General features: G+C 26.1%; 15 protein-coding genes. 9 read left to right on the top strand and 6 right to left on the bottom strand.

Translation table 4 applies throughout. The annotated features are described in order from the left end of the window. Nucleotides 1-31 precede the first annotated feature (31 nt). On the bottom strand, nucleotides 32-1,312 hold the full coding sequence (locus ACD762_RS06265) for an ISL3 family transposase (RefSeq protein ID WP_423363133.1): 1,281 nt from the start codon (nucleotides 1,310-1,312) through the stop codon (nucleotides 32-34). Nucleotides 1,313-1,608: 296 nt separating this feature from the next. Here ACD762_RS06265 and ACD762_RS06260 point away from each other — a divergent pair, with 296 nt between their 5' ends. Then, the gene (locus ACD762_RS06260) at nucleotides 1,609-2,712 is read left to right on the top strand and encodes an aminopeptidase (RefSeq protein WP_423363132.1); all 1,104 of its coding nucleotides are present in this window, start codon (nucleotides 1,609-1,611) and stop codon (nucleotides 2,710-2,712) included. A 240-nt stretch (nucleotides 2,713-2,952) separates the two neighbouring features. Here the strand turns inward: ACD762_RS06260 and ACD762_RS06255 are convergent, their stop codons facing one another. The 5 genes from ACD762_RS06255 to ACD762_RS06235 form a co-directional block, all read right to left on the bottom strand. After that, entirely contained in the window at nucleotides 2,953-3,894 is a 942-nt protein-coding gene (locus tag ACD762_RS06255; protein WP_423364702.1) for an IS3 family transposase, read from the bottom strand. Nucleotides 3,895-3,929: 35 nt separating this feature from the next. After that, nucleotides 3,930-4,640 carry a helix-turn-helix domain-containing protein gene (locus ACD762_RS06250; protein ID WP_423363043.1) on the bottom strand — a complete coding sequence of 237 codons (711 nt, stop codon included), beginning with the start codon at nucleotides 4,638-4,640 and terminating at the stop codon, nucleotides 3,930-3,932. Between the two features lie 88 nt (nucleotides 4,641-4,728). Further along, the gene (locus ACD762_RS06245; RefSeq protein WP_423363131.1) at nucleotides 4,729-5,271 is read right to left on the bottom strand and encodes a hypothetical protein; all 543 of its coding nucleotides are present in this window, start codon (nucleotides 5,269-5,271) and stop codon (nucleotides 4,729-4,731) included. Between the two features lie 4 nt (nucleotides 5,272-5,275). Next, nucleotides 5,276-5,596: a hypothetical protein gene (locus ACD762_RS06240; protein WP_423363130.1), complete on the bottom strand. Its 321-nt coding sequence runs from the start codon at nucleotides 5,594-5,596 to the stop codon at nucleotides 5,276-5,278. Nucleotides 5,597-5,765: 169 nt separating this feature from the next. After that, nucleotides 5,766-5,960 carry a PspC domain-containing protein gene (locus ACD762_RS06235; protein WP_423363129.1) on the bottom strand — a complete coding sequence of 65 codons (195 nt, stop codon included), beginning with the start codon at nucleotides 5,958-5,960 and terminating at the stop codon, nucleotides 5,766-5,768. A 301-nt stretch (nucleotides 5,961-6,261) separates the two neighbouring features. Here ACD762_RS06235 and ACD762_RS06230 point away from each other — a divergent pair, with 301 nt between their 5' ends. The 8 genes from ACD762_RS06230 to ACD762_RS06195 all read left to right on the top strand — a co-directional run bounded on the left by ACD762_RS06230 (nucleotide 6,262) and on the right by ACD762_RS06195 (nucleotide 13,519). After that, nucleotides 6,262-6,936 (top strand): response regulator transcription factor, encoded by a 675-nt coding sequence (locus ACD762_RS06230; protein ID WP_423363128.1) that lies wholly within the window; start codon nucleotides 6,262-6,264, stop codon nucleotides 6,934-6,936. 175 nt (nucleotides 6,937-7,111) lie between these two features. Further along, entirely contained in the window at nucleotides 7,112-8,044 is a 933-nt protein-coding gene (locus tag ACD762_RS06225; protein WP_423363127.1) for a sensor histidine kinase, read from the top strand. A 1-nt stretch (nucleotide 8,045) separates the two neighbouring features. Further along, nucleotides 8,046-8,564: a phosphatase PAP2 family protein gene (locus ACD762_RS06220; protein ID WP_423363126.1), complete on the top strand. Its 519-nt coding sequence runs from the start codon at nucleotides 8,046-8,048 to the stop codon at nucleotides 8,562-8,564. 567 nt (nucleotides 8,565-9,131) lie between these two features. Further along, nucleotides 9,132-9,956 carry an ABC transporter substrate-binding protein gene (locus ACD762_RS06215; protein ID WP_423363125.1) on the top strand — a complete coding sequence of 275 codons (825 nt, stop codon included), beginning with the start codon at nucleotides 9,132-9,134 and terminating at the stop codon, nucleotides 9,954-9,956. Between the two features lie 54 nt (nucleotides 9,957-10,010). Next, on the top strand, nucleotides 10,011-10,685 hold the full coding sequence (locus ACD762_RS06210) for an amino acid ABC transporter permease (RefSeq protein ID WP_423363124.1): 675 nt from the start codon (nucleotides 10,011-10,013) through the stop codon (nucleotides 10,683-10,685). Further along, entirely contained in the window at nucleotides 10,678-11,397 is a 720-nt protein-coding gene (locus ACD762_RS06205; protein ID WP_423363123.1) for an amino acid ABC transporter ATP-binding protein, read from the top strand. Before ACD762_RS06210 ends, ACD762_RS06205 begins: the two co-directional genes overlap by 8 nt. A 242-nt stretch (nucleotides 11,398-11,639) precedes the next feature. Beyond that, a complete protein-coding gene (locus ACD762_RS06200) occupies nucleotides 11,640-12,461 on the top strand; it encodes an ABC transporter substrate-binding protein (protein WP_423363122.1) in 822 nt (273 codons plus the stop codon). A gap of 230 nt (nucleotides 12,462-12,691) precedes the next feature. Continuing rightward, on the top strand, nucleotides 12,692-13,519 hold the full coding sequence (locus tag ACD762_RS06195) for a YhjD/YihY/BrkB family envelope integrity protein (RefSeq protein WP_423363120.1): 828 nt from the start codon (nucleotides 12,692-12,694) through the stop codon (nucleotides 13,517-13,519). The last annotated feature ends 419 nt before the right edge of the window (nucleotides 13,520-13,938 follow it).

Below are 13,938 nucleotides of genomic sequence, written 5' to 3'. Positions count from 1 at the left end.
GAAATGTTATATCCTTTTTTTTATGCTTTTTCTATACAATTAATAATTCTTGTATCATTATTCTAGTTTTTAATCTTTCAAATCTTCTAAACCCGCAAGATATTGTTTTTAACTTCTTGAATTTAGATATTGTACCTTCTATTATTCCATTATTATACTCAACATCGAAACTATCTTTAATATATTCGTAATACTTAATAAAGGTAGATATACAAGTTTTAATTTTATCTGAAGCTAATTTATTAGGCTGATCAATTGTTTTCTTAAACATTTCCATATTATTGTATTTTAAAGAAAATAGTAAATCTTGATATATTTCATAATTATTTTTAAAGTCCTCATTATTCTCGATTAAATAATTTATAATTGCTTTATTGTTTATAAACTTATAATTAAAGGTTGCATGCTTAAACATCACTTCTGAAAGATTCTCTTTTAACTGTAATATAGGTTTCCAAAAATTTTTGAACTTATTTCTGTTTTTTTCATCTGCATTCATAATTGCAACTCTAGTTTTATTAAAGGCTCTAGTTAAATTCTGATAAATATGAAATCTATCTAATATTATTTTAGCATTAGTAAAGACATTTTTAATGATTTCAATATAAGGTGTATACATATCAATTACAATATATTCAACATTATCAATAGCTTCTTTTGTATAGTAGCTAAAATAGTTCTCTAAGTAAGCTTTTTGTCTGTTTTCTACGATATCTAGTAGCTTTCTTTTTTCACCATCCATAATAACAAAGGACATATTGCCATCAGCATCTTTAGTAGATTTAAACTCATCAAAATGAAGTACTTTTGGTAAATAGGATTTAATAGTAGTAGATTTAGCAGCCTCTGCATAAGTATCTAATACTCTAAAAACAGTATGAGTAGATACATTGTGATCTTGAGCAATATAAGTACAAGTAAGCATACTAGTTAATTTAAGAGCAATTAGATATTTAACTTTATTAGAAATAAAACATCCAGGATTTGTTAGAGTATTAGCAGGAATAAAAGTTTTATTACATTCCATACATTTGTAACGAGTTTTAGTAAGCTTTAAATAAGCATCAAAACCAGAAACCATAGGTAATTTAATAAGAGATACTTTTTTATTATGTACATAAAATTTATTATGAACTTTATTACATTTAGGGCAAACATTATCATTAAAAAATAGAATTCCATAAAACACTTTAGAAATATTATCTTTAATTTTTTCATCTTGAAATTTATATATATTAATATTGGAGTCATTAATTCCAATAATTTCTTTTAATTCTTTATTGTTTTTATTAATTATGTTATTATTAATCATGACATTTATCTCCTTAATTTAGTTTTGTCGCTTAAATTATAACAAAGATAAATGTCTTTTTCTTTATATTAACAATTTAAGGGTGGATAACATTTCAAGTAATACTTGAATTTGTTATTCCACCCTATAAATTATAGAACCTAAAAAAAGACTTCTTCATTGAATTCTTTTTTTTATACAAAACATAGATTATAATGAATATATTTTGAGTATAGCTTTAAATATAATAATGTGTTATCTTATATTTAGAAGATTAATAATCTAAGTATTAAAAAGAAATGGAATAGGTGATATATATGAGAGATGAAAGAATAAATAAAGTTGCTAAAATGTTAGTAGAATATTCAGTTAGCATACAACCTGATGAAATAGTGAGAATCATGGCATATGATTTTGAATCAAAGCCATTAGTTAAAGAACTTATAAAAGAAATATATAACAAAGGTGGAATACCAGTTGCAGAATTCATTGATGAAGAAGTTGCTTCATTACAAATGCAACATGCTAGTGAAAAAAGAATTAATACATTAGCTAAATGGGAAATGCAAAAAACAAAAGATATGGATGCATATATCCTAATAAGAGGAAAGAGTAATGAGTATGAGATGAATAAAGTTCCTCAAGAAATAATTCAAAAAAATGCTTTAGCAAATAAAGAAGCACAACATATAAGAGTAAATGAAAGAAAGTGGGTACTACTTAACTACCCAACTAATATGTTTGCTAACAATGCTAAAATGGGCTTTGATGAATACCAAGACTTCTTCTATGATGTAATGCTAGTAGATTATCCAAAAATGTATGAAAATGCAAAACCATTAAAAGAATTGATGGATAAAACAGATAAAGTAAGAATTGAAAGTGATACTACTAATTTGACTTTTTCAATAAAAGGAATAAACAGTGTTATATGCGCTGGTAGCAATAATGTTCCAGATGGTGAAGTGTTTACAGCTCCAGTAAAAGATTCAGTGAATGGACATGTACAATACAATACCATTACATCAGCAAGTGGGGTAGAGTTTAAAAATGTTTATTTAGAAGTTAAGGATGGAAAAATAATTAAAGCAACTAGTGAAACAAATAATGATAAAATTGAAAGTGTATTTAATACAGATGAAGGAGCACGTTATTTTGGAGAGTTTGCTTTAGGATTAAATCCTAAAATAAATAAACCAGTAGGTGATATTTTATTTGATGAAAAAATCTATGGAAGTTTTCATTTAACACCAGGCCAAGCATATGAAGATGCTAATAATGGAAATAACTCAGCAATTCATTGGGATTTAGTTTGTATTCAAACACCAGAACATGGTGGAGGAAAAATCTATTTTGATGATGAATTAGTGCGAGAAAACGGCGATTTTGTTAAAAATGAGTTAAAATCATTAAATAAATAACAGTTTTATTGCAAGATGTCCAAATATGTTATAGAATATAAGTGTCTTAGATATCAAATCTAAAGTAAAGTTTCCCTCAATTTCTTTACTTTAATATATTATTCCCATAGTCTAAGACGTTCTCATTTTTAATTATTTTAAACTGCTTGTTTACAAGCGAAAAAAGAAACAGCTTTTTGTGAACTGACACCCGTCAAGTAGACAGTGTAAATAATTAAATTCTTAACATTGCAATATAGCTTAAACACAAGTTGTTTGAGTTATATTGTTTTTTCTATCTATATTTTCCCAGTATTTAACCACTTTAGGATTTGGAACGATTGGATAAGTTACAACCACTAAATTATTTTTAATCTGATCTAAAGCTTCATTTCTAACTTCTATTGGTGTTTTATAGTTAAATCTAGGTTGTAATCTTATATTATTATAGAAGTATATGTGTTCAATAATATAATCTTTTAACTCAGATATACTATTTGCTTTATTGTAATCTACCATTTCAGTTTTTAGTATTGCCCAGAATTTCTCGATTGGACCATTATCTATACACCTTCCAACTCGTGACATACTTTGTACCATGTTTTGATCTTCCAACATTCTTTTAAATGCTTTTGATGTGAACTGATAACCTCTATCGCTATGAAACATAGCTTTAGAATTAGGGTTATTATTTATTGCTTCTCTATATGCATCGAATACTAATATATTATCGTTTCTTTCGGATATTTGATATCCAACTATTGTATTATCAAACAAATCTATAATAGCTGCCAAATATAGTTTTAATCCTGTTGATGATATTTTAAACTCAGTAACATCACAACACCATTTTTCATTTGGTAAATTAGTGCTAAAATCTCTGTTCATAATATTTTGTGCAACTACTTCAGGAGTACTTCTAATATATTTTGGTTTAGAGCTCTTTCTAATTTTTGCCTGAAGGTTTGATATTTTCATAATACGATATATTCTTTTAGGATTATAATTTGCGCAAAATTCTCTATTAACCATTGCACACATTATTCTATAACCAAATATATATTTATATTCCTCTTGTTTTTGCTTAATAAACTTATAGATTTCTATATTTTCTATATCTTGCTTTGATTCTGATCTTTTTAACCATTTGTAATAACTACTTCTATTTAGTTTTAATATTTTACAAGTAAATTTAATACTAATTCCTTCACTATAAAATGCCTTTACTAATTCATATTCTATTTCATTTTTCGGCGTGAAAGTAACACGCTCCTTTCTTTCTCTTCTAGCTTTTTTAGAATTTTATTCTCTAGTTCTTTCAATTCCAATTCTCTTTTTAGTCTTGAATTATCACGCTGAAGTAGTTCAATTTCATCTAATTCACTATCATCTTTCTTGCGACCACGATTATCTTTTAAACCATCAACTCCATCCTTTAAATATTTTCTAGTCCAATTGTAAACGTTAGAATAACTAGTTTTATACTTACTAGCAGTATCGATATAATTTAAGCTATTTTCAATACAATATTTTGCAATAGCTAACTTTTGATCATAAGTATATTTATTATTGTCTTTCATATAGACACCATTACTTTCTAAAGGCTTATGAGCCTTTGTTTCTATATGATTATTATACTTATTAATCCAAGATTGTAAAATACTGATTGAGCTTATATTATATTTACCGATGATATCATTTAAAGAACCTAATCCATTAATATAATCATTAATTGCATAATTTTTCAAATCAGTTGAATAAGACTTATTAAATTTATTGGTTATCAATGCTTGTTCACCATTGCTTATATATTTATTTAACCATCTTCTTATAGTGGATTCATTTACAGTTAATCTATACGCAGCATTACTAACTGATTCGACCCCACCAACTATGTCTAATACAGTTTTCATCTTTATCTCAAAACTGAATTTAGCTTTTCTTCCCATAATAAAACACCTCCAAAATATTTAGTGTAATTTGTTTTTTTACACTGTCCACTTTAGAGGTATCATATCATTATAGCTGTTCTTTTTTTTATTTTTTTTTGACAATTAAATATAAAATTACTAAAAATGTTATAAAGATAACAACCAAACTTAGATTACTTAGTACTTCTAAGATCGATACATGTCCATTAATAATAGTACCGAATTCATATTTAGTTATAAAACTTCTAATTATATAACTATTAGAAACAGCTCTTACTAGAACAATAAAAGCTAAGATAATAATTATTAGCTTTAGAATACTATTATTACTATTTAATAGATTTGAATTAAGACCTTCACTAAATTGCTTAGAATTAGTAGTAGGCTTCTTATCTTTAGTATTATCAAAAAAACTCTGATCAAACTTTTGTTTATTGTTATAATCAATATTAGTTTTTAAATAATTACTAATAATCGTTTCACAAGATCCAATTTTAGAAACGATAAAATCATAAGTACAATCATCAGGACAAAAACTATTAATATCATTTTCAGTTTTAAAAATAATTTGTGACTTATTTTGAATATTAGTATCATCAAGCAAAATTCTTAACTGCTTGAGATAGTCTTCTTTGTTTTTATTCGACACTTTATTATTTTTTATGGTCTTTTCTAAAAGAGTTTAAAACATCCTTAATAACACCAAGTCCTTCTTCAGTAACACCAGTAGCTGAAGTTACATTACGATGACATTCATCATCATCAAAAGCATTAACATTGTCTTCACTTGCTGAATTAGATAAAACCGATTCATGTGAAATTCCATCAATCTCAGGTTCAATTCCTGTAACAATTACATCATCTTTTCCATCATCAATAAAGACAGCATTTTGATGTGATTCATTTATTTTAACTTTACCATTTTCAATAACTTCTTCAACTACATCTACTTCTACATTTTTATTTTCTTCCATGACTATCTCTCCTTTTAGTATATTTAATTATATTCTAAACTATTTTTAAAATAAAAATATGAAATATACATATATTTCGTATTTATAAGATTAATAATAAAATTAATGAATAGATATGTACAAAAAGATAAATTAAAAGGTTATGCAAATAAAAAAGCGCCTTAAGCGCTTAACGATAATTTTTAGTTGGTAAAATAATAACTAAAGCAATATAAAAGATTATAGCTGCACCAAAGCTTATTATTCCAGCTAAAGCAAAAGCAATTCTAATCAAACTAACATCTACTCCAAAATATTCTGATAATCCATTACATACACCTGAAATCATTTTATCATAAGCTGTCTTATATAATTTTTTTTCCATTTTATTCCTCCTAATACTAATTTTTCTAAATTTTATAGTATATTTATTTTATCATATATAATGAGTTATCGCAAAATTGATAGATTATTTATATTATTTTGATAATAAATAGTAAAATACAAAAAAAAGTACTTAATTATCGCATATTTTTTGAATTGACTTAGTTTTAATGTATAATAAATAAATATAGAAACAAATAGTAGTTTTGTTATCATTCATTATTAGATTATTATCTTAAATAATGATATAATAATAATGATATTAATTTGTGTAAACTATTGTTAAAGGAGACGTGGATGTAATGGCAAAAATTATAGTAATCGAAGATGAACAATCTTTACAGACAATTTTAGAATATGATTTAGAACAACAAAATCACGAAGTTGATCTAGCAGATGATGGAGCACAAGGTTTAGAAATGATTAAACAAAATCAATATGATTTAGCAATTGTGGACTGGATGTTACCAAGCTTATCAGGTGTAGAAATTATCCAAAAGGTTAGAGAGTTTAATAAAAAAATACGTATTATTTTATTAACTGCCCGCTCGGATGAAATGGATATTGTTAAAGGGTTAGAAGCAGGTGCTAATGACTATGTAACAAAACCATTTTCTCCAAGAGAATTAAGTGCTCGTATAAGAGGACTTTTAAGAGATGTTGAAAACACTGATGAAACAGAACAAATAGTTCAAGTTACTCCTAGATTAAGTGTTGACTATCCAAAAAGAGATGTGTATTTAGATGGTAGCTTAGTTGAGTTAACTAAATTAGAATATGATTTATTCATATACTTAGTAGAAAATAAGAATAAGGTAGTAAGTCGTGAGCAAATCATGCAACATATCTGGTCTTATAATTATGAGAGTGAAAACCGTGTTATCGATGTTTATATTCACTCAATTAAAAAGAAATTAGATATATTAGATGAAATAGAAAGTAAAAGAGGTGTAGGTTATATATTCGTTAGCAAGTAGCGTTAGGCCTTCATTATTTCTAATAAATATAGTACTTATAGTTGCGGCGATATTCATAGTTACCTATGGTCGCCGCATTAAGTTCAATTATGAGGTTAAAAAACGCAGTGAAGAAAATAGAAAAACTTATAATAATCTATTTGAAGTACTACTTGAAAGTAACTCACAACCAACTATGATAGTCGATGTTAATGGAATAGTTCAATCTTACAATGCAGCAGCATTAACAGAACTAGGCATCGATGATTTTGATTGTTTACCTGCTGATTTTGATTTTATAAGTGTTTTTACAAAATCAAATAGCATACATATGGAAACAGAAATAAAAGTTAACGAAAATTTTTTCTTTGTTTCTATTTCTAAATTTAAATCAGCAATTCTAAACGGAGCGTTTATTAACTTTACTAACATAACATATATAAAAGAATCACAAGAACTGCAACAAAGCTTTTTACAAAATGCATCACATGAACTAAAAACACCAATTGCAGCAATACAAGGTATATGTGAATTGTTACTAGATGGTAAAGTAACTGACAAGCAAAAACAAATGGATTTTATAAATGTAATTGCCAAAGAAAATTCTAGATTAAAGGGAATAATTGCAGACTTAACTTCTAATAATGAAAGATTACCAATTTATACTACTTTCTCATTAGAAGATATGTTTAAAGATATAAAATTATTCTACCAAAATTATCATGTTGATAATCAAGAACCAAAAAATATAAATATCGAATTAAATAATGAGCTGAATAAACCTATAAGACAAGATCAAGAATTAGTTAGACAAATACTAATTAATTTAATTGAAAATGCCTATAAATATACTGATGAAGGACTTATTACAGTAAGTGCTCAAGAAGAAAATGATTTATTGAGATTTAGTGTTAAAGACACAGGTATTGGTATTGAATTTGAAGACATTAAAAATATCTTCAATAGATTTTATCGTGTTGATAAATCACGTTCAAGAGAAACTGGTGGTAGTGGATTAGGACTTAGTATTGTAAAAGAGATTGTTGAATCTTTAGGTGGAACAATAGAAGTATCTTCAGAAGTTAATAAAGGTACTGAGTTTATAATATATTTAAGGGATAAAAAATAGTATGGATTATCAAATAACGAATTGGATCTATGGAATGCATAATGCTTTCAGTGATCCAATTTTTAAAATAATTACTTATTCAGGAAATCTAATGCTTATCTGGATAATCATAACATTAGTACTCTTAATTAAAACTAAGAAACTAAATGTAAAAAGTATTATTTACTTAAATATAATTCCTATAGTACTTTCACTATTCAATGAGTATGGACTAAAAACAATCATTGAAAGAAAAAGACCTTTTATCCAATATGAAAAGTTTGTACCACTAATTATGCCACCACATGGTAGTTCTATGCCATCAGGACATTCATTAAGTTCATTTTTAATGGCAACAATACTTAGTTATTACTTTCCTAAATACAAAATACCATTATATATATTAGCAACTATGATTTCACTTTCAAGAGTATATGTTGGAGTACATTATTTTAGCGATGTCTTAGTAGGTTCAGCATTAGGAGTAATATTTGCAATTATTTATTTGAAAATATTAAAAAGATATACAGTTAAAATCTAAAAAGATTAATAGAAGAAATAAAAACAACAAGGTAGCTATTTTGCTACCTTGAATTATGTAAAAAAGTGTAGTCACAATGATATTACTCATTTGAGTAGATCTAAAATAATAATAAAAAACAACTAATATAATAACAATAATAGTTAGAATAAAAACAAAAGCATAATCTAAATAATTTCTGTTTATTTTAGCTATAATTATAAGTGAGTTAAAATAGCGATAAATTCAATAAAATAATGAAATAAAACTGTAAAAAGAACACAAATCAAAGAAAAAATAACAAAAGTAGTAGACATTAATATTCTTTAATGATAGAATAACATCAATCTTAAACAAAAAGAAAGGTATGGTGAATGAAATGATTAATAATACAACAGTTAAAATTAATACAGTAATCCGCCGCCGCCGCAATAGATATTCAATAACGAATAGAGATTGCGTCTTTTGTGCACGAAGATAAAAAAGTGTAGAAAATAAGACTTAAACTATAAATCGCTATTCAATCTAGAATAGCGATTTTTTTGTTTAAAAAACTGAATTTAATAAAAAAAGAAAGAGGTATTGATTATGAAAAAGATGAATTTCACAAAACTAGCAATGGTATTTGCATTACTAACTTTATTTGTAACAGGTTGTTCTTCTAGCACTACAACAACAGATAAAGTAGCAAAAATTAAAGAAGCAGGAGTAATTAAAATTGGAACTAATTCTGGTTATCCACCTTATGAATTTTATTTAACAGAAGATGGTAAAAAAGAACTTGCTGGTTATGATGTAGACATAGCAAATGCAGTAGCAAAAGAATTAGGTGTTAAAGTTGAATGGGTTGACACAGACTTTGATGCTTTAGTACCATCATTAATGACAGACAAATTTGATATTGTTTTAGCTGGTATGGTAAATACTGAAGAAAGACAAAAAAGCATTGATTTCTCAGATGATTATTATGATTCTGAAACTGTAGTAGTTGCACCAAAAGATAAAATTGATGAAGTAAAAACTGCAGCAAACTTAAAAGGTAAAAAAATTGTTGTTCAAAGTGGTACTACACAAGTAGATGCAGCTAGTGCTGTAGAAGGTGCAACAGTTAATCAATTACCATCAGTAACAGATACAATTGCAAATATCTTATCTAATCAATCAGATGCTTTATTCATAGCAGAAGTTAGTGCAAAAAACATAGTAGCTCAAAACAGTAATTTAGCATATGCTAAAATTGAAGGTGTAGATGAAAAACTACTTAAAGATGGAGCAGCAATTGGAATTAAAAAAGGTAATGATGATTTAAAAACAGAACTAAACAAAATTATCAAAAACTTAAAAGATTCTGGTGAATTAGATAAAATGTTTATTAAGAATCAAAAATTAGCAGAAAATAATAAAGTAAGCTAATAAAATAAAAAAGAAAGTGTGGGAGTCATTGTGTATTTAAGTAATATTAGTATAATGTTAGATTTCTCATTTCTGAAAAATCCATCTATTGTTGGAGGATTTATATCAGGAACAGGATTCACAATTTTAGTAGCCTTTATAGGAGTACTTATCGGTATTGTTATAGGGATGTTACTAGCAATAGGAAAAATTATAGGAAACAAATTTGTAAGAGGATTATGTACAGTTTATATTAACTTTATTAGAAGTACACCATTACTTATTCAACTTTATTTAATTTATTATGTAACACCATTTATTGCTCAAGATTTTAATATTAGTATTCAAATGTCAGGTCTACTAGCTGGTATAGTAGCAGTAGGACTTAACTCAGGAGCATATGTAGCAGAAATATTCAGAGCAGGTATTATGTCTGTTGATAAAGGACAATTTGAAGCTGCAAGATCATTAGGATTAAATTATAAACAAACATTAGCAAAAATTATAGTACCACAAGCAATTAAAAATATCTTACCAGCATTAGGAAATGAATTTACAACAGTAATTAAAGAATCAGCAATTATTTCAATAGTAGGAGCTAAAGATTTAATGTTCTATGCAAACCAACTTAGAAATATTACTTACAATCCATTTGCGCCACTATTTGTAGCTGCAATAATCTACTTTATTGTAGTATTCTCATTAACTAAATTAGTAAGCATTTGGGAAAGGAAATTACAAAATGATTAATATAAACAACTTAACAAAAAAATTTGGTGACAATATAGTATTAGATGATATAACTACAAATATAAAAGACAAAGAAGTAGTAGTTGTTATCGGACCATCAGGTGGTGGTAAATCAACATTTTTAAGATGTATTAATTCATTAGAAACAATTGATGGTGGAGAAGTAATTGTTGATGGAATTAATTTAGAAGCTAAAAATACAGATATTAACAAAGCAAGAGAAAATATAGGAATGGTGTTTCAACAGTTTAATTTATTTCCTCATAAAACTGTAATGGAAAATATTACCCTTGCTCCAATGCTTTTAAAAAAAGAGTCAAAAGAAGTTGCCGATAAAACAGCAATGGAATTACTTGCAAGTGTTGGACTAACAGAAAAAGCAGAAGCATTTCCTGCAAGTTTATCTGGTGGACAAAAGCAAAGGGTTGCAATAGCAAGAGCTTTAGCAATGAATCCAGATGTAATGTTATTTGATGAACCAACAAGTGCATTAGATCCTGAAATGGTAAGAGAAGTATTAGAAGTAATAAAATCATTAGCAGGACATAAAACAATGATAATTGTAACTCATGAAATGAACTTTGCAAAAGAAGTAGGAACAAGACTATTATTTCTAGAAGGTGGAAAAATAGTAGAAGATACTAAACCAGTAGAATTCTTTGAAAATCCACAAACAGATAGAGCTAAAGAATTCCTAGATAAAATATTATAAATCTAACTCAAATATTAACTTAAATGAAAGGTGGCTAATCCCATGAAATACTCAAATATAAACATTATGAATATCACAACTACATTTAGCCGCATCCGCAACACACACTCATACTTGAATAGTGATTGCGTTTTTTCAATACGGTAATAAGACCATATAATAAAAACAAAAATATAAAATCGCTATTCTTAAAGAGTAGCGATTTTCTTTATCTAAAAAACAAATGAAAGAGGTAAATTACCATGAAAAAAATAAATATAAAAAAATTAAGTGTACTAGCAGCAGTATTTGTCTTACTATTAACAGGTTGTTCAACAAGTAAAACAACAGATACAGGATCATTAGAAGCAATCAAAAAAGCAGGAGTTATAAAAATAGGTACCAACTCAGGATATCCACCATATGAATTTTATATAACTAATGATGGAAAAAAAGAACTAGCAGGTTATGATGTAGACTTAGCAAAAGAAATAGCAAAAAAATTAGATGTAAAAATTGAATGGGTTGATATTGATTTTGATGCATTAGTACCATCATTGTTAACTAATAAATTTGATATAATAATGGCTGGGTTAATTGCAACAGATGAAAGAAAGAAAAGTATCGATTTTTCAGATAATTATTATAACTCTAAAACAGTAGCAGTTGCTAAAAAAGATGTAGTTAATGACTATGCTAAAGCAGAAAATCTTAAAGGAAAAACAATAGTAGCTCAAACATCTACAACACAAGCAACAGCAGCTCAAAGTATAGCTGGTGCTAAAGTAACTGAACTACCGGGTGTAACTGATACAATTTCATCAGTTCTTTCAAATCAATCAGATGTGTTATTTATAGCAGAAGTAGTGGCAAAAAGTATTGTTGCACAAAACCCAGATTTAGAATATGTAAAAATAGAAGGAATAGATGATAAACTACTACAAGATGGTGCATCAGTTGGTATGAAAAAAGATGATGCAGCACTTCAAACAGAAATAAATAAAATTATTACCGAATTAAAAGATTCAGGTAAACTAGATGAAATGTTTGTGAAAAATCAAAAATTAGCAGGAGAACAAAAATAACATAATTAAAATTTAAATAATACAGATAAAAAGATAAGTAGTAATTTAAATAATTAATTATTGATATAACAATATTAGAATATAATACAAATTATAATTTTGTATTATATTCTTTTTTAAATTATTAAGACAAATTTAAATAAATAATTAAGATAATGAGTATCAATATAGTGAATTATTGATAAAAATGTTAATATTAACATAAATTAAGGAGTGATATTATCGATAAATTGAAAAGAGTTTTTTTAGAACTAGTAAAGATCATTAGAAATAATGAAAATGGTTGGATACCAGCATCACTAGCCTATTCATTCATAGTATCTTTTATACCAATAGTTTTTGCCTTTGCTATTATTGCAATAAAATATTTTGTAAATGCACAAGGAGTCGTAAAGATATTAAACAATACTAATAGTAGCATTCCATATGTAAACGAAATAATAGAAAATGTTCAAAACAATTTTTCAACAACTAGTATTTTTTTAACCTTCTTTTTAGTAGGCTACTCAATCTATATGGCATCAGGTTCTATTAGAAGTATAATAACAGCAACAAATAATTTCTTTGAATTTAATAAAAAATCTGGCATATATAATCTAATAGCATCTATATTAGTTGTACTATTTTTATTAATATCAATGTTGATAGCAATGATAGTAATAGGATTTCTTCCAGAAGTATTAAGATTTCTAAGACTAGATATCTTAATATCATATAGTTATATTGCAATTATTCCTATAATGTTCATTGTATTATATATAATATTTAAACTTACAAGTGGTTTAAGACTGCCACATCAAGCAATTTGGCCTGGTGCATTACTGAGTTCACTGAGCATTTTTATATTAGTAACATTTTCATCACTAATATTGAATAAACAAGGAGTGGCATCACAAATATTTGGTCCATTCATAACTATTCTATTATTTGCACATTTTCTTTATTTTATTAGTTATTGCATTTATTTTGGTTTAGCATTAAATGTAGCTTCATTTAGAGTAGAAAAATACATTAAAAGACAAAAAGTAATTAACCATAATACTATATATGGTAAATAAAAATAAACAGTTTTATAATTTAAGAAAAAGTCATATTAACATAAAAATCTAAGTAATCTTTTAAATAAAAGACTCCTTAGATTTTTTTGATAAGTATTAATTAAAATATTAAAGTTAATTCTATATATTTTATGACAATAGTTACAAAAATGTAAGAATAAATTAAGAAAATATTTAGGAATTAAAACTTGTATTTTGTTATCATATGACTAATTAAATAAAGAAAAGTTATTACTAATAATAGAATACATTATTAATATAGATTGCATAGCTTTACAGTTTAAACGTAATATCAGTAACAATAAGTAGAATCATGTACTGATTAAGTTACATTATTAAATTGTTATTGACTTGTTTTTAAATTCTATATATATTAAAAAAAAGATGATGTTATAAACTGGTATATCACAAATAATAGA

Source organism: Mycoplasma sp. P36-A1 (assembly GCF_049478495.1).
Lineage (GTDB): Bacteria > Bacillota_I > Bacilli_A > JAJDGJ01 > JAJDGJ01 > P36-A1.
Note: the sequence above shows the minus strand (reverse complement) of the source record. Positions and strands in the feature narration are given on the sequence as shown.